Origin of the sequence: Methylobacter tundripaludum SV96 (assembly GCF_000190755.2) — a bacterium.
GTDB lineage: Bacteria > Pseudomonadota > Gammaproteobacteria > Methylococcales > Methylomonadaceae > Methylobacter_A > Methylobacter_A tundripaludum.
Map to the genome: position 1 here is coordinate 25,202 of NZ_JH109153.1, position 16,301 is coordinate 41,502.

General features: G+C 48.5%; 13 protein-coding genes. 5 read left to right on the top strand and 8 right to left on the bottom strand.

The window, feature by feature from the left end:
- Window positions 1-172 precede the first annotated feature (172 nt).
- A complete protein-coding gene (locus METTU_RS13305) occupies window positions 173-1,813 on the bottom strand; it encodes an alkaline phosphatase family protein (protein ID WP_006892221.1) in 1,641 nt (546 codons plus the stop codon).
- Between the two features lie 365 nt (window positions 1,814-2,178).
- Here METTU_RS13305 and METTU_RS13310 point away from each other — a divergent pair, with 365 nt between their 5' ends.
- Window positions 2,179-2,802, top strand: a complete 624-nt coding sequence (locus tag METTU_RS13310; RefSeq protein ID WP_006892222.1) for a tyrosine-type recombinase/integrase — start codon at window positions 2,179-2,181, stop codon at window positions 2,800-2,802.
- Between the two features lie 465 nt (window positions 2,803-3,267).
- Window positions 3,268-4,296, top strand: coding sequence for a MerR family transcriptional regulator (locus METTU_RS13315; RefSeq protein ID WP_006892223.1), 1,029 nt, complete (start codon window positions 3,268-3,270; stop codon window positions 4,294-4,296).
- Window positions 4,297-4,727: 431 nt separating this feature from the next.
- On the opposite strand, the gene rlmN is transcribed toward METTU_RS13315, so the two are convergent.
- Entirely contained in the window at window positions 4,728-5,636 is a 909-nt protein-coding gene (gene rlmN / locus METTU_RS13320; protein WP_081466930.1) for a dual-specificity RNA methyltransferase RlmN, read from the bottom strand.
- Window positions 5,637-5,767: 131 nt separating this feature from the next.
- On the opposite strand from rlmN, the gene METTU_RS13325 reads away from it, so the two are divergent.
- The 3 genes from METTU_RS13325 to METTU_RS13335 all read left to right on the top strand — a co-directional run bounded on the left by METTU_RS13325 (window position 5,768) and on the right by METTU_RS13335 (window position 7,234).
- Window positions 5,768-6,382: a plasmid pRiA4b ORF-3 family protein gene (locus tag METTU_RS13325; protein WP_006892225.1), complete on the top strand. Its 615-nt coding sequence runs from the start codon at window positions 5,768-5,770 to the stop codon at window positions 6,380-6,382.
- A 400-nt stretch (window positions 6,383-6,782) separates the two neighbouring features.
- Window positions 6,783-6,983 carry a hypothetical protein gene (locus METTU_RS13330; protein WP_006892226.1) on the top strand — a complete coding sequence of 67 codons (201 nt, stop codon included), beginning with the start codon at window positions 6,783-6,785 and terminating at the stop codon, window positions 6,981-6,983.
- The gene (locus METTU_RS13335; protein ID WP_006892227.1) at window positions 6,980-7,234 is read left to right on the top strand and encodes a type II toxin-antitoxin system HigB family toxin; all 255 of its coding nucleotides are present in this window, start codon (window positions 6,980-6,982) and stop codon (window positions 7,232-7,234) included. Before METTU_RS13330 ends, METTU_RS13335 begins: the two co-directional genes overlap by 4 nt.
- A 271-nt stretch (window positions 7,235-7,505) precedes the next feature.
- On the opposite strand, the gene METTU_RS13340 is transcribed toward METTU_RS13335, so the two are convergent.
- The 6 genes from METTU_RS13340 to METTU_RS24835 all read right to left on the bottom strand — a co-directional run bounded on the left by METTU_RS13340 (window position 7,506) and on the right by METTU_RS24835 (window position 16,264).
- Window positions 7,506-9,461 (bottom strand): alpha-amylase family glycosyl hydrolase, encoded by a 1,956-nt coding sequence (locus tag METTU_RS13340; protein ID WP_006892229.1) that lies wholly within the window; start codon window positions 9,459-9,461, stop codon window positions 7,506-7,508.
- A gap of 160 nt (window positions 9,462-9,621) precedes the next feature.
- Complete coding sequence (locus tag METTU_RS13345) at window positions 9,622-10,509, bottom strand: PfkB family carbohydrate kinase (protein ID WP_006892230.1); 888 nt, start codon at window positions 10,507-10,509, stop codon at window positions 9,622-9,624.
- Window positions 10,499-11,353 carry an HAD-IIB family hydrolase gene (locus tag METTU_RS13350; protein WP_006892231.1) on the bottom strand — a complete coding sequence of 285 codons (855 nt, stop codon included), beginning with the start codon at window positions 11,351-11,353 and terminating at the stop codon, window positions 10,499-10,501. Before METTU_RS13350 ends, METTU_RS13345 begins: the two co-directional genes overlap by 11 nt.
- A 15-nt stretch (window positions 11,354-11,368) precedes the next feature.
- The gene (locus tag METTU_RS13355) at window positions 11,369-13,507 is read right to left on the bottom strand and encodes an HAD-IIB family hydrolase (RefSeq protein WP_006892232.1); all 2,139 of its coding nucleotides are present in this window, start codon (window positions 13,505-13,507) and stop codon (window positions 11,369-11,371) included.
- A gap of 651 nt (window positions 13,508-14,158) precedes the next feature.
- Entirely contained in the window at window positions 14,159-15,373 is a 1,215-nt protein-coding gene (locus METTU_RS13360; RefSeq protein ID WP_006892233.1) for a sulfotransferase, read from the bottom strand.
- 96 nt (window positions 15,374-15,469) lie between these two features.
- Window positions 15,470-16,264 carry an efflux RND transporter periplasmic adaptor subunit gene (locus METTU_RS24835; RefSeq protein WP_006892234.1) on the bottom strand — a complete coding sequence of 265 codons (795 nt, stop codon included), beginning with the start codon at window positions 16,262-16,264 and terminating at the stop codon, window positions 15,470-15,472.
- Window positions 16,265-16,301: the final 37 nt, after the last annotated feature.

The following is a 16,301-nucleotide window of genomic DNA, read 5'->3' on the forward strand; positions in this document are numbered from 1 at the left end:
CTTTCGTTGGATACCCAACAAGGGGTATCCAACATCATTCTCGCAATGACTCGACGCGATTTCGGAAAGCCTGCATTTTCACTACGCAAAAAACGCTTCGTGAAAACACATGCCCTATCGCTTCTGGGGACTACTCGACTCCTGTCTCGCAGCGAAGGCGATAGCTGTCAATTTACTTGCCGTGTTTCTCAGGTTTATCTTCATGTTTCTCATGCTTGTCTTCCTGATGCTCTGCTAATCCCAGGGCTTCAGCCATCACATGATAAATCACGTTTTGCTCCACGACTCCGTGAAACAGATGCGCTTTAGGGCCGCCGGCAAAAATAGCAACATCTTCAGCTGCGTGCGTTTCTGCGCTAAGCGGAATGATGGCTTCTTGCAGATAATTAGGGTCCTGTACCAGCGAATCATTGAGGGTTGGGCGTCCGTTGGCAGGTAAGAATGACGATGGATTGTGTCCTTCGCTACCTGATGACCATGCCCCTGTTGCCGCGTTAAATGATTTTGGTCCTTCTGCTTGAAAATTAGATTTACCGGTGTAGCCCGTGCCGTTCGCGTAGTTCAGCGTGGTATATGGCAAGCCTAGCATATCAAGATCAGGTGTTGTTGCTCCTACGCCTTGAGTCAGACCCAAGATCGGATTGCCACGTTGTGGATAACCGCCAATGGTAAACACATGACTGTGATCAGCTGTAACAATGATCAAGGTATCTTCTGGATTAGTTTTGTTCATAGCAGCTTTTACCGCAGCAGCCAATTGCTGGGTGTCACTTAGCGCCCGATAAGCATTACCCGAGTGATGGGCGTGGTCGATACGTCCGCCTTCCACCATCAGGAAATAACCATTGTGATTTTTTTTCAGGATATCAATAGCTTTGGTGGTCATCTCGGTCAGAGATGGTTCGCCAGCTTTATCATGTGCAACGCGGTCGGCTTCGTAATGAACGTGCGAAGGCTCGAAAAGGCCCAACAGGTGATCGGTGGTATTGGGATCGATCGCATCGAACTGGGCTTTATTCCAGACATATTGAGCGTTGGCGTGGTTGCTTACCCACTCAGTAGTCAGGTCGCGACCGTCTTTACGTTTGCCAGCTACGCCATACTCAGGATCAGTAAGGTTTTTTGGAATAAAACGGGTCCGACCGCCACCCAATGCGACATCAATGCCGCCATTGATATTAAAGTCGACTAATTGTGCTGCGATGTCTGGAACCGTGGCACCAGCCGGTTTATCGGAATCGCTTTCCCAGTCGCGATTCGCTGTATGAGCGTAGGTCGCAGCAGGCGTTGCGTGAGTGATGCGCGCGGTGGAAACAACGCCGACGGACAAGCCCTGTTGTTTGGACTGTTCCAAAATAGTGGTAAGTTTGTTGGTGTCTACCACATTAGCATCAGGCTCGCTATGGGCAACAAACTGATTGACGGAAATTGAGTCACCTATGGTTTTTACGCCTGTCACCATTGCGGTCATGGTAGGCGCAGAGTCTGGAGTCTGTTGATCAACACTGTAGGTTTTGGATAAAGCTAGATAAGGCAATTTTTCAAAACTCAAAGAATTTTCTTCGCCATGTCCGCCTTTTTGCTGACCGTCGAAAATTCGAGAGGCAGTGATGGTAGAAACCCCCATACCATCACCAACAAACAAAATGACATTTTTTGCGTGTCTTTCGTTTTGAGTCAGATGCTTGGCATCGATTACGGTCTGACGTCCGGCATCAAACCAATCTTCTGGAGTTGGTTCAACTGCATGCACGACACCTGCTGTGAGAATGGAACTAACGGCGACTACGCTGATTTTTTTAAGGAATGGCATGGTGGATTATCCTCGATACTCTTAAATGAATAAATGAAAAGTCCTTGCCGGATTTCAAGTCGGTAGCGACGGATAATCAGGCAAAATAAATTCTAATGTTCAGTTATGACAGTATGATGAAATCCGCCTGCAACCATAGAGCATGAGCAAGCTTGAGTTAGGTTTTTTGCTACCGTTCAGCGACTAATAGTTTTGAGAAATACGGCACGGTATCTCGGCCGTCCGATTACAGAATAAACCTGACGACCAATGATTTGATTGTTATTACTTTGACCGTCTCAAAATGGCCGGTCAGCGCCCGTTCCAAAATTTTCGCGAAAGTAGCGTGACAATAAATCTCCTCAACCAATTGTTAGGAGTCTGTTATGAACCAAGAAAATCAAATCGCGAAAAATGTTCCATGGAACAAAGGCAAGTTGATTGGTCAGAAATTACCACTAAAATTGAAAGAAATCTGGGCCATACGTATTCGTTTACAGATGGCCAAAAACACTCGCGAACTAGCTTTATTCAATCTTGCCATTGATAGCAAGCTCCGGGGTTGTGATTTGGTCAAACTTAAAGTTTGCGATGTTGCTCAAGGTGGTCGGGTGTCTTCGCGCACAATCATAATGCAGCAAAAAACGCATAGACCGGTTCAATTTGAGATAACTGAACAAACCAGAGACTCTTTGGCAAATTGGATTAGCCAAGCTCAACTGAAATCCGAGGAGCACCTTTTCCCAAGTCGAATTCACGATTCGCCGCATCTCTCTACTCGGCAATATGCTCGAATAGTTGAGCATTGGGTTACATCAATTGGTCTTGATCCGGCTGATTACGGAACTCATACGATGCGCCGGACAAAGGCGACATTGGTATATCGTCGAACAAAAAATTTACGGGCTGTTCAGTTACTGCTCGGTCATACTAAGCTAGAAAGTACTGTTAGGTATCTCGGCATAGAAGTTGACGATGCTCTGGAAATTTCAGAGCAGACAGAAATTTAGCGGCGCAATAATGTAGCGGCTGTACAAATTGTACAACCGCTACATTTGCGAATAGGCAAAAACCGACCCCTTCGAGACATTCGAATATGGATTTAAGCTACCCATTATCGGCCATTGGCAAAGTGTTACTATCGATCAGCCAGTTAAATGTGAGCCAAAGCTGGATTTTTCTAAATTGCATTTACAAATCGGCATCGAATAAGTGTGGTTTATGTTAAATTTGCCAATGAATTGACCGCGACCAAAACATTAGACAGTCCGTGCCGAAATGCCCCATGTTTTGTCCATCGCCTGCACGCTTTATTTTCCCCACTATGGCATCGTACCACTACACCGTAAAAGCAGGCAGCAAAGGCTATGCCGACTAACACGATCGCGCCAACGGAGCAAGCCGAAATAATTCGCTTGACACTCACGTTACGTCAGCCATTAACCTTGCCAAACGTATGAAGAAAGGAGTGTTCGATGTTACTTAAAGTGGGAAAGCTTGCTAAACATTGCGGGCTGACTGTGCGCACGCTTCACCACTACGACGCTATCGGTTTACTCACGCCTTCTGCGCGCTCCGACAGCGGCTATCGACTTTACAACCGCGAAGACATCGCACGTTTGCATCAGATACAGGCATTGCGGCTTTTCGGTTTGTCGTTGGTCAATATCGGAATTGTGTTGGCAAATCCCGGGACTCACCTCTCTACTATCGTCGATCAGCAGATTCAAATGCTGGATAGCCAGATCGCGCAAAGCACGACACTGCGCGACCGTTTGGCCCAGTTACAGGATCAGTTGCAGCGGGGAGAGGAACCGGAGCTTGCCGAATGGCTAATGACTCTGGAGATGATGAATATGTACGATAAATACTTTACGAAGGAAGAGCAGAAGCGTTTCCCCTTATTGAGCACAGCCGAGAATACCACCGTTGCTGAGTGGGCTGAGTTGGTTGAGTCGGTGCGCGAGGTGATGGAAATGAAGGTTCCATCTCAAAGCCCCAGCGCACAGACTTTGGCGAAACGCTGGATGACAATGCTTATGCGTGATTCGCATGGGGATCCACGTTTGCTGGCAAAGCTCAATATGATGCATTTCAACGAACCAAGTGCGCAGACTAAGACCGGAATTACACTTGATATGATCTCCTACATTCAGCAGGCTTATGCCGAGACAAAATACGCGATCTATCAAAAGTACCTTTCGCCGCAAGAAATGGGGTTTCTGCGTAAGAACTACACTAGTAGCACAGGAAAGTTTCCCGCATTGATCGCCGAAGTGTTCCAGCATATGGAAGACGGTATCGCGCCGGATGATCCACGAGTACGCCAACTCGCTTTGCACTGGATGGAAATCGTACGTTCTTATGCGGGTGACGACCCCGAGACTCAGGTAAAGCTACGCGAAGCAATGGCGCAGCATCCAGAGTTGTTGGATGGATCTGGAATAGACCGGCGTTTACTTGGCTACGTCAGACAGGCAATGTCGCAGTTGAAACCTCACTAGCACTTGAGTCGTGCTCTCCTTGCGCTTTCCTGTAAGCACAAGGAGCGGCCCTTGAATTTCTCCTATCCAGACGACTTGCTCGCATGAAAGAGACTACAAGGTTGCCCACCTTACGTTAGCTCGTCTGTTGGCACATTGCCGAGCTTCATTACGTCATATTCATCGCCACAAAGCTGCCAGTCGCGACCGGCAGTTGATGGCCGACAAGCGACCGTCAAGATTCATCAAAAATTGAGAGGAGTTGGCTCTTGTTCGTCGGGTGGTTAACGCCCCTTAGCAGTTAGTCGATAAACTACTTGTAAAAGGAGTAACATGAAAATCACCGGCTCATCCGGTGATTTATTGGTTAAATTTCAGGTTTTATGTATTTTTTTCCATGAAAACATATTGTTGACTTGGTCCGGCCCCATTCACTGGCACTTGATAGCTATTTAATTTTTAGAATTGAGTTGTCCACATGCTGCTAATACATCATCGCCTTTAGCACTTCTTATTAAAGTCGGGATTTTAAAAGTATCTAAAACTTCTTTAAACTTTTCAATTTTATCCAAATCCGGACGCTTGTAATGTGATCCTGGGAATGAGTTAAAAGGAATTAAGTTTATATAAGCACTTTTACCAGCCAGTATCGTTCCCAATTTTTTAGCATCATCCGGAGAATCATTAAAATCTTTTATCAGGATATATTCATAAGTAATAAATTGCTTTTTATTTAAAGGTATCTTGTCAATAGTTGCCAACACTTCATCTAGCGGATATTTTTTATTAATGGGAATAAGTTCATTCCTCTTTTCTTCAAAGGGTGAATGAAGAGATAACGCAAGATTCACTCCAGGAATTTCCTGGCTCCATCTTTTAAGTCCAGGAATATAACCAGCCGTTGAAATGGTAATTTTTTGAACACCAATTGAAGTTCCGTGTTTTGATAAAAATATTTCGCACGCTTTTTTGACGGCATCAAAATTATGTAAAGGTTCGCCTTGCCCCATAAAAACAATATTTAAAATCCTCTCTTCTCCAGGCCTATTTTTCGCTAACCAACGCCAGGCCTGTAGAAACTGGCCAACAATTTCACTTGTAGTCAAATTTCTTTTAAGTCCTTGTTTTCCGGTAAAACAAAAAGAACAATTCATTGCACAGCCAACCTGCGATGAAAGGCAAATAGAATATTTATTATGAAACGGAATAAGGACGGTTTCAATTTTATGATTGTCTTTAAGCTTAAAAAGAAATTTTACTGTTCGATCTTTTTTTGACTCATGAACCGTATCGATTTCGGATAGAGAAAAGTCGAAATTATTTTGAAAAAAGGCCAATGAACTTTTAATAACTGGGGTCAGAGTAAAGTTAAATTTCTGCTCCCTAGCCTAACATGGCGCTCAACCGGAGCGCTGTTATAATGCGGTTTTATTTTTCAGCTAACCGGGCCGTGCCCGGTTAGCTCTACGTTAGAAGTCTTCAGGTGAATGGCATGAGCAGCAAATTGATCTATCAGTTTCGCGTAACACTTCTCGATATTGAGCCACCCATTTGGCGGCGGGTGCAGGTGCTCTCTGAGTATTCCTTTTGGGATCTGCATGTGGCGATCCAAGACTCGATGGGCTGGCTTGATTATCACTTGCACGAGTTTCGACTGAAAAAGCCACGAGGCCGCAAGGTAATTGAAATTGGGCTCCCTGACACCGAAGGAGAACGCACGGTTCTACCAGGATGGAATGTGCCAATTTCAGAGTACTTCACTGAACCCGGAGTCAGAGCCGAATACAACTACGATTTCGGTGATGGTTGGTGCCATGAAGTTCTGCTTGAGGGTGTCCTGATTAAAGACGCCTCGGCCAACTACCCTGTTTGTATCGCCGGAGAAAGGGCTTGCCCGCCAGAGGACTGTGGTGGCACTCCTGGGTATGAACAGCTATTGAAGGTTCTTAAGTCGCCGGGTACTGAGAAGTACAAAGACATGACTTCATGGCTTAAGGGTCATGCAAAGAATTACTTCCCCTACAAGCCTGAGCATTTTGACCCCAAGAAGGTCGAATTCTGGAACCCCGCGAAACGCTTGCGTATGGCATTCGGTGAGCGTGAATAACCAGAGTTCTAACATTAAGTTCGAGGGGACGCGCCGCCTATCGGCGGCGCGTCCCTCAACTTCACGTTAGGCATCTAAACCATACCGAGAACAAGATGGAAGAAAGAGAACACACCGAATCAGATATATCAAATGGGGATGATTTTTTTGAAGAATTTTACCGTCGTGCATTGAAATCACTTAGTACTTAGTACAAGTGAAATGGAAGCTATGATCGCGAAGGTTCTTAGTGATGCCGCTGGACGAGAATACAAAGCAGAGATAAAAAGATTGGATTTTACTCCGTTTGAAGGAGCATCAATGAACGATGCAACAGAAATTACAATACTAATACAACGCAGTAAGACATAGTTTAATTATATAATCCTCACACAATCAATTTATGTCGGTGTAAATTATCATGATGAGTGTAGAAACGATAGAAGAGCAAATTGCAGAGTTAGATAATGCTTCATTTTCCAAGCTTCGTGACTGGTTTATTGAATTCGACCAATCTCGGTGGGATAGGCAAATTGAAGCTGATTCAAATGCCGGAAAGCTAGATTTTCTTATTAACGCGGCATTAGTTGAGCATCAAGCCGGAAAAACGAGAGACCTTTGAAACATAAAACGGCTTCCAGCTTCTGGACATGTTATGAAAAACTTCCGCTAGAAATTCGTGGGCTTGCAGACAAGAATTTTAAGTTGCTCAAAGCAGACCCTTCCCATCCCTCTTTACAGTTCAAGAAAGTCGGCAAGGTTTGGTCTGCTCGTGTCGGTTCACATTACCGAGCAGTTGCCACACCAATTGAAAGTGGCTTCCTTTGGGTTTGGATTGGCACTCATGCCGAATATGACAGACTGCTCGCCTAACATGGAGCTCAACCGGAGCGCGGTTATAATGCGGTTTTGTTTTTTCAGCTTTCCGTTGCCGCGCCCGGTTAGCTCTACGTTATGCGCGGCTGCTTTCCGAGATTCACTAGACATTCATACGCAATATCTATGATCGTCTGGTTATGGCCGAAAATACCCCTACATTATCGATCATAAGCCACTAATCTATCTCACTATCCATACCTTAAACAGGCTATGGACAGTTTGGCGGTTTTTAGACTATTCAACAGGAAAAGCGGCTCCAATCACCTCATATTTCCGTTAACCAATAAAATTGATAAGGCTGTAAAACAATCCGGCGATCATACTGGGCTGGACTTCTGCCGCTGTATAAATCGATGAATTGGCTGTGAAGGTTAATACCTCGGCCACTGATGACTTCCAGATCAAGATATTGGGGACTTGCGTCGAAATTGGCGACCACCAGGACCCGTTCCGACGGACGCTGATAATTGAAACGGATAAAACAGAACAAATGTTCATTATGGACGTCCAGTAATTCTCGGTCGTTGAAATCAGCGAACGCGGACGTTTCCTTGCGGATGGCGATCATTTTTTTCAGAGCGTTGAACAAACTGTGTTCCACCGTGCCTTGTTTGTTCCGTAATTCGGCTCTTTCCCAATTGATTTTAGGACGGTGAATCCAGCGGTTGTCGTTGCTTTTGCTGGCGTCGTCGCGATAGCTGTAGTCGTTGACGACGCCGAGCGCATCGCCATTATAAAGCAGCGGGATGCCGCCGAAAGACAGAATCAGGCTATGCAGTAACAGGATTTTATTGACGGCGGATGAAATCATGGCCGGATCGCCGCTTTCCTGCGCCGCTTCCAGTCCCGCCAGCGAGGCCAGCGATCCGCAAATGCGCGCGTCCCCGGTTTCCTCGTTACGCATAAACACCATGCCCCTGGCCGGAGAAGCATCGAATTGACCGCTGAAATAATCGACCAGAAATTTTCGGTGTTGGAAAGGCTCGTAACCCACGGCCCGGACATCGCTGTCGTCGAAACCGAAGCCGATGTCGTCGTGGCAGCGCACATAGTTGAGCCAGGTCGCCCGCTCCAGCTTGGCGGGCAGATTTTTCACCCCCTGATACAGCAATTTGGCGTTTTTGGTGGCGATGCCGTCCCACAACAAAGCCATCAAGGTGGCGTTGTAAGCGATTTCGCATTCCTTGGCGATAATCGCGTCTTCGCCGAAATATTTGATGATTTCAACCGGTGCGACGATCGCTTCGGCAATAAACAACACGCCGGGCGCGGTCACCTGACAACAATCTTTCATCAACTGCAGAATCAAATGCGCGCCGCGCTCGTTCTGGCAGGAAGTGCCGATTTTTTTCCATAGGAAGGCGACGGCATCCAAGCGCAACACGTCAACTCCCTGGTTCGCCCAAAACAGGATGATGTCGAGCATTTCAATGAACACTTCAGGATTACTGTAATTTAAATCCCACTGGTAGTTGTGGAAGACGGTCATCACCCATTTTTGCGTTTCCCCATTCCAGGTAAAGCTTCCCGGATCGCTTTGGGGGAAAATTTCCGGCATGTTCTGTTCGAACATATCGGGAATTTCCCGGTTATCGAACATAAAGTAATAATCCTGATAACGGCGCTCCCCCATGGCCGCCTTTTTAGCCCATTCGTGTTCGTCGGAGGTATGATTGAGCACGATGTCCAGAACCAGCAGGATATCGCGTTTCCTGAATTCCTCGGCAACCTGGCGGAAATCGTCCATGTCGCCAAGCCTATCGTCGATTTGCAGGAAATCGCTGATCGCATAGCCGCCGTCGCTTTTACCTGCCGGACACATCAAAATCGGCATGATATGCACCATGTTGATGCCCAGTTCCTGGAAATAAGGTATTTTGTCAATCAAATCAGCCAGGCTGTCCGCGAAACCGTTGGTATAAAGCGCCATGCCGACCCATTTCTGCGACAAGAACCAGTTATGATCCAGTTCGCGCTGGATATCGGCGCGCTCCAGTTCCTCAGAACGGTTTATATACCCTTTGGCCATCGTTTCCACCAGGCGCAGCATTTGCGGCTTGAAATCTTCGCGGTGTCCGTAGAGGGTAAAAAACAGCGAATAAATGGCGTAAAAATTAGCGCCCAGCCGGGTATAAAAATGCCGTAAATCCTGTCTTCTGATTTCCGGTTTTAAATCGTCAAGAATGGCATTCAAGAGAGAATGGGAAACTTGTTCATACATATAGCGTTATCCTGATTCTGTAAGTGCGACCGATCAATGTTGTGCAGTTATACTCTGAACGGTCAAGTTTTCGGTTTTTTTACAATTCACCGTAGGGTACGCTGTGCGTACCTTTTATGTTGGTTTTTATGATAGCGTCTAAAGGTACGCGCAGCGTACCCTACAAGCCCCATTGTTCGCTGAACGCACGATAAAACGCCCTATCGGCGACGGTTGCACCGCGTCTGCCGACCAAAGAGCAGGCAAATGCTTGTGCCCGTTCCAGGGTCACTGTTAAAGGCCATTGCTTGCTTAAGCCCAGTAACAACAACGCAGCGAAGGCATCACCCGCGCCTACCGTATCGACCACGGCAGTGCTTGCCGGCGGCTTCACGGTTACGAAGTGTTGCTGCCCGTCGTAAGCGACAGCGCCTTGTTCGCCGCGTGTTACGACCAGTATTTCCAGATCGAACTGCGCGCAAAATGCCTGCATGGCTGCTTCCAGGCCGTGTTCATCAGGGCATAACGCGATCAGTTCGGCTTCATTGAGTTTCACCCAATCGGCATCATAAAGCAACGGCAGCAGCGTTTCCCGATCCCACCAGGGCGGCCGCAAATTGACATCGACAAAAACTTTGCCTTGATGTCGGGCTTTGGCGGCTTTCAGCGCCGTGCGCGAGACCGGGTTCCTGATTGCCAATGAGCCGTGATACAAAATGCCCTGAGTTTGTTTTTCCTCAAGCAATTTGCTGTCGATAAAATCGTAGGCGCAATCGGCGACGATTTCATAATGCGGTTCGCCGTCCTGGATCAGCACCCGGACGCTGCCGGTAGGGTGTTCGTTGTCGGTTTGTACCGCTTCACGGCTCATGTCCCAGGCAGCCATTAATGTAGCGATTTCGTGTCCAGACGGATCGTCGCCGGTCCGGCTGATGAAACGGGGCGATTGTCCGAATGCCTGTAAATGCCATGCGACGTTGAACGGCGCGCCGCCCAGGACGCGACTCCCGTCGGGAAAGTGGTCGAACAGCACTTCGCCGAAAATATGCAAAAGGGGATTATTGTTCATGGTCTTGTTCCATCCAAACCCGGATGTCAGGGTGATAATGGGCGACGCCCTCAACAATCCCCGCGCTGTAATTGCCGTTCATGCCCAAAAAACTGCCTTGCGCCAAATAAAATGTCGCCATCGTTCCCTGTTTTCGAGCTTGCGTTTTGGCTTGCTCGACAACATCAATGTCGGCGTTGGCGACCAGTACGGATTGGATCATGCTGGCGAGTACCGGCAAATCGTTACCGCTGTCGCCAGCGAAAACCGTGTTGGCATAATCGAAGCCCTGCTGTTGCATTAAAAATTCCACGGCATGGAGTTTCGTGGCGTGGGCGGGTAACACGTCCAACAGGCCCGTCGACGTTGCTTCATCGACACTGTAGATTAAACCGGCCGCCAGCTGTTGCGTTTCAAGTCGCCGCAACATTTCTCGTTGCAGAGCGCCGATGTCCGCTAACAGGGGTAGATAATAGCTGAGTTTGTAGCGGTTTTGCTTGGCTTCTTCCTGTAGGCGCAACGACGGCAAATCGGTAAACAAGGGGCGTAAATCGTCCGCCGTCAATCCCCGCCAATCGGTGGCGATGTCCTGCTCCCATTCAGTCCAATGCCGCCATTCTCCGGCATGCACTTGGTAAATAGTCGTGCCGACATCGCCGATGACCCAATCGGGCAACGGCAGCCCGTATTCCCGGATAGCGTCTTCAACCAACGCGCGGTGCCGACCGCTGACATAAGCCAGGGTGACTTCCGGGCGCGCAACCAGCCGGGCAAAAGTCGCCCGCGCACCCGGCGATTCGGGTTGTCTGCCGTTCGGCAACAGGGTACGGTCGAGATCGGTACAAATCAAAATGCGCTTAATCATGGACTCTGTACTCTGTTAGCGATTGAAAAAGTCGTAATGCTCGATAGCCTCCAATATACCCCAGGCATGCGAACCCTCGGCGAAATAGACGTGTTCGGTATCGCCCAGAATAGACAGTTCCTCGCAATGGCGATTGGCGACCACGACGCCGAGGGTGTTACCGCGCAACATATCTTCGTCCGCCCCGGAACCGCCCGTAGCCAGGATACGCTCCAGCGGGATATGCCATTGCTGGGCGATATAGCGTAATGCCTGTCCTTTGGAGGCTCTGGCCGGGACAAAGTCCAAGAACTGTCCGGACGAGAGCGTGCAATTGGCCGACAATTCCTGCTGCCGCAGTAGCGTGAGGATTTCTTCCATCGACGGCGCGCTATTGCTGTCGTAATGATAAGACAGTTTATACCGGCTCTGTTCGCTTTTGGCTTGCAGGGTCAGGCCGGGCAACTTGCCGATGACACGGCGCAGCACCTGCGGCGTCCACAAATGATCGATATGGTAGGTCCAGGCGATGTCCGCAATCAGTTGCGGGGCATAATAGATTTCAGTGCCGAAACTGGTGATTAAAATATCCGGCATCGGAATCCGGTATTTTTTAAAAATCGCCAGTGCCGAATCCAGCCGTCGTCCGGTAGCGATGCCAAATAGAAGTTTTTTACGTTTTTCGCGGATAAGATTTACAAATTGCGCCAGTCCTTCGTTATCGCCCAGCAAGGTATTGTCGATAGCGGTAAAAATAGCCAGTTTCTGGTAGCGACCGGTTTTGACGATCGGCGGCGTTTTTGGGAGCGGCACCCCTTGCTGCGACAGCGTCCGAATCGTTCGCAAATAGGCTTGTGCATGGGCGTCCCAGGAATAATACCGGGCAACGTTTTGCAAGCCATTGACGGAAAACTCCTGCCAAAGTTTCGGATTTTCGAGGATAGTCACCAACGCCTCGGCAATCGCCGACTTATCCAGCGGATCGACCAGCAAACCGTTACTGCAATTGCCGATGATGTCCACCGGACCGCCGTTTTCGGTAGCGACCAGCGGCAGACCGCTGGCGGCCGCTTCCAGCAACGTCAAGCCGAATGGTTCGGTCAAGGCCGGATTGACGAACACACCCCCGGATGTAGCGGCAAGGCGATAAATGTCGGCGACGTCGTCAGCCGAGTGGTGTTTCGGCAAAGCAACCCGACCGTAGAGATCGTAATAATCGGCAACCAGCAACAACTCTGTCAAAACCCCTTGCGGGCCTTCGCCCAACTCCCGGATGTCTTCACGATTACCGGCGATGATCACCAGATTGGCTAATTGCTGCAAACGCGGCGAACCGCCGTAAGCTTCCAAAAGTCCAACGATATTTTTCCGCTCGTCGGGCCGGGATAGCGCCAATATCATCGGCTTATGCGGTTCATGCAGAGACATCTTAAGGGTTTCTGCAAAGGCAATGTCTTCGCCGGCGGAAGTCGGCGGATGAAACATGTCGAGATCGGTTCCCGGTGGGATGATCGCCATCTTGTCCGGCGTATAGCAATCATAAAGCTCGTATTGCTCTTCGATTTCATTGCGGGTGCTGGTAATGACCAAATCGGCATTAGTCAGCGTATCCTCTTCGGCGTCGATACGGCGCGACATATGATAGCGCAGCTCGATATCCTCCATCGCCAAGCCCATAGCCAGCAGCCTGCGGCATTTATCGCGTCCCAGAGAATGGCCGGTATGGATCAGCGACAAACCCGTCCTATGCGCAAGGCGCACACCCACATAACCGGCGTCGGCATAATGGCTGTGCAGAATATCCGGCAAGCGTGGCTGACGGTGCAGCCACGTCAGTAAATTATCGGCGAAACTATCCAGATGGTCCCATAACTCTTCCTTGCGGATATAGCCTTCGGGACCCGCTTCAATACGGACTATTTGTGCATTTTCCGCCAGCGGTTCGGCGAGCTCGGCGTAATCGGGGCCGACTTCAGTGTCGATTATCCGCCGCGTTACCAAATCCACGCGCCCGACATTAGGCTGTTTTGCCAGCGCTTTAGCCAGCTCAACGACATATTTGGTTTGACCGCCGGTATCCGCGTCGCGTCCCAATTCCAGATCGCGACCTCGAATCAAACCGTGGACGCTGATTAATAGGATATACAGCGGTTCGGTATTAGTGTTTTCAATCATTGTAGATATGCTCCCTGTCACCCGTCATTTAAAACACGCGCCAACGATTATCCAAATAGAAACAGTTAGTACACAAAGCGGATACTCTGGCTACCGCGACCTGATTGCGCCGATTATAAACTCCAGATTTTTAGCTTCGGTAATTCCGAGTCATATTCCCATGTCGCTAACCGTCTACAACCTGGTTCGTGTTGCAGCGGATTAGTTTCAGTGAAAACCGATGACGCTATGGATTATAGGATTGAATACATTAATCCTTTCTTAAAGCACCATGCTTATCCGAGCGTTCATAGCGCAGACGAGACTGCAAATGCATTGTCGAAAGGGAAACCTTGTTTGTTCGGTTTTGTCGCAAATATTCATAAAGCGTAAAGCCGTACTTATCTGCGGACAAAGTTATCCAGCTGATGTTACGCAGTTAGTCGAATTTCGACCGCTTTAACATTAAGGAGTCGCTAGCGACACTTGATTGAATCGGGTTGTCGCACCCGAAGGCGAGTTACTTTCTTTTGCTTCGCCTCGGCAACTGCTCCTGCATCTATAAAAACTCCGACTCTCGGCGCGGCAAACGGGAGAAATACCATCCGTGCGTAACATCAGTTACTTATTTATTGTATGTTTTCTAGCTATCGACCGGACCTGATATATCAACTACCCCCCAAACAGCAACCTACCAAACTCCAAGGCCAGAATTACATTACCATCGCCCGTTATTTCACCTTGCTCATAAGCACTAACCGCGGTTTTCCTGCCATCGATCAGCTCACAAAAAACGCCATACGTTGTAGCGATTGTGCAATCGCAAGGTTCACCCTCTTCTTTTAATGTTAAACCGCCACTATGACTCTCAATTGTCCAAATCCCCCCTTTTAACCCGGTTATCGCGAATTTACAGACGCCACGTAACCGGCTGAATTGATCCATCCTTGCCGCGGTATTTTGCAAAAACCGGTTTTGGAAAAAATCATTCAAGTCCAGGTCATGAAGCGTCTGCTCGTCACTCCCTTGTTGTTCGGCATATAAAGCTTCTATGGTTGGATACCCTAACTGCTGATGAAGCCCGTTAATCTCAGCCATCAATTGATCCGGGATTGCCGTTAATGGAATCGCTGTACCAGCACCGATAGAATCCTTGTTGATTTTGCCGGAAAACCAGACTTTGACGTCGCCCTCGCCCTGATCATGAGGCACTTGAAAAATCGACTCAATCAAGCTCTCATCCCAAGGCTCGCCAAGAAAATCAAACAGTTTTGCCAAGATCTGTTCCGGCTGCTGAACCAAAGACTCATAGTTAATCCTGATACATTGATTGGCATGAGCCTGTTCGAATGCCATCAGTTTGCCGGTCTTATCCAGCCAGTTCTCCATCATTGCGGCAACAAGATTGGTCGGATGTTTCTGCACATAAGAAGCCAATTCATCCATATAGCCTAACGGACTGAATTTAATGGACGAATAAGCAACATCCAGGCAATTGCGGTATAAGCAGATATAGTTGGCCTGAGGAAACACTTTTGTCAGTATCTTCAGATAATCAATATTGACGGTCGATTTTTCGCACCAATTCTTTTTGCCCTTTCCTCGGGTGTAGCGGCCCAGAATGTCTTCCACCACGCGCCGCGTTTCATTAACTGCCAGTTGGTCTCTTTGCTCTTCGGTTTCCATATCCGGCAATTTTCCAAGCGAGTAATAAGTCGTCGCATATAAATTGGCGCATAACGGACCTAAGCTCAAATGACCGGGACTGCATAGATTAGGATGCGTATCGACAATGCAACGCAGCATTGTCGACCCCGAACGAACACAAGATAAAATAAAAATGGGTTGTTTAATCAGTTCCACATGACGATCGTTGATGTTTGCCATTATTAAATGTCCTTTGTATGAGTTTCCCGCTATAGAACAAATGGTTGTTCATGATAACCGGGCATTATTGTTTTGTTTCTCGCATGACGGTTTAGCTTACTTGACTTCAAGCCATTGATTCACATGAGCAAGATCGGTGGGCGATAAGGTTCCCACCGCCTGTTTCAGACGCAGCGTGTTCAGCAAGTAGTCGTAGCGGGCACGCGCGTAGTCTTTTTGTGCGCGTAGCCGTTCGGGATCGCCGCCGCCCTGCACCAGCACAGTGCCGACGCTACGAGTGACCGAACCGGTGTCGCCCCAAACCCAGTAAATCGTGGCGCAGTTCAGCCGCGCCTGAATGGCTTGCCGTTCCGCTTTCAACCTTGACTGTTCCAGCTCGAAATCCCGACAGGCCAGTTTAACCAGTATTGCACCGGCTTTAACCGTATCGCCTACCCGAACCGGCACATCGACCACCAAAGCTTCTATTTGGGCGGCGATGGGCGCGTCGTTTAAGCTCACGACGACTGCGGGAGCGGCAGACTCGGGATAAATGGCCGATTCCGCCAGCGTTTGAGTACGAACCGGCACAGGGGCTACGGCCTGTGCCGAAGCACAAAAACAAAAAAAACAGCCGGCAAGTAGCCAAAGGCTAGCGGCATTTACACCTATAACCGGTATCTGCCTAGTGGGCAAAAAACCATTGCCACGCCTGTCGGACTGACATCCAGGTCCTGCTGTTTTCAGCATCTCGCAAGCTCTAACCGAACTTAACCCTTCTTCCTCAATGGCAGTAATCACAAGCTTATTGTTAAACAATACCGCCACTGAATCATGCGCTAACCCGGTATTAGCTAACATCGTTGCTTCGGAAACCGAATCAATGCCGTCCGTTAAATCTAGAATTAACATTTATCCCTCAATTTTTTGACAAATTATTCGGTAACAG

Excerpts from the sequence above, each read along its gene's own strand:
- METTU_RS13305 (WP_006892221.1), bottom strand. The coding sequence starts at position 1,813 with ATGCCATTCCTTAAAAAAATCAGCGTAGTCGCCGTTAGTTCCATTCTC.
- METTU_RS13310 (WP_006892222.1), top strand. The coding sequence starts at position 2,179 with ATGAACCAAGAAAATCAAATCGCGAAAAATGTTCCATGGAACAAAGGC.
- METTU_RS13315 (WP_006892223.1), top strand. The coding sequence starts at position 3,268 with ATGTTACTTAAAGTGGGAAAGCTTGCTAAACATTGCGGGCTGACTGTG.
- METTU_RS13325 (WP_006892225.1), top strand. The coding sequence starts at position 5,768 with ATGAGCAGCAAATTGATCTATCAGTTTCGCGTAACACTTCTCGATATT.
- METTU_RS13330 (WP_006892226.1), top strand. The coding sequence starts at position 6,783 with ATGATGAGTGTAGAAACGATAGAAGAGCAAATTGCAGAGTTAGATAAT.
- METTU_RS13340 (WP_006892229.1), bottom strand. The coding sequence starts at position 9,461 with ATGTATGAACAAGTTTCCCATTCTCTCTTGAATGCCATTCTTGACGAT.
- METTU_RS13345 (WP_006892230.1), bottom strand. The coding sequence starts at position 10,509 with ATGAACAATAATCCCCTTTTGCATATTTTCGGCGAAGTGCTGTTCGAC.
- METTU_RS13350 (WP_006892231.1), bottom strand. The coding sequence starts at position 11,353 with ATGATTAAGCGCATTTTGATTTGTACCGATCTCGACCGTACCCTGTTG.
- METTU_RS13355 (WP_006892232.1), bottom strand. The coding sequence starts at position 13,507 with ATGATTGAAAACACTAATACCGAACCGCTGTATATCCTATTAATCAGC.
- METTU_RS13360 (WP_006892233.1), bottom strand. The coding sequence starts at position 15,373 with ATGGCAAACATCAACGATCGTCATGTGGAACTGATTAAACAACCCATT.
- METTU_RS24835 (WP_006892234.1), bottom strand. The coding sequence starts at position 16,264 with ATGTTAATTCTAGATTTAACGGACGGCATTGATTCGGTTTCCGAAGCA.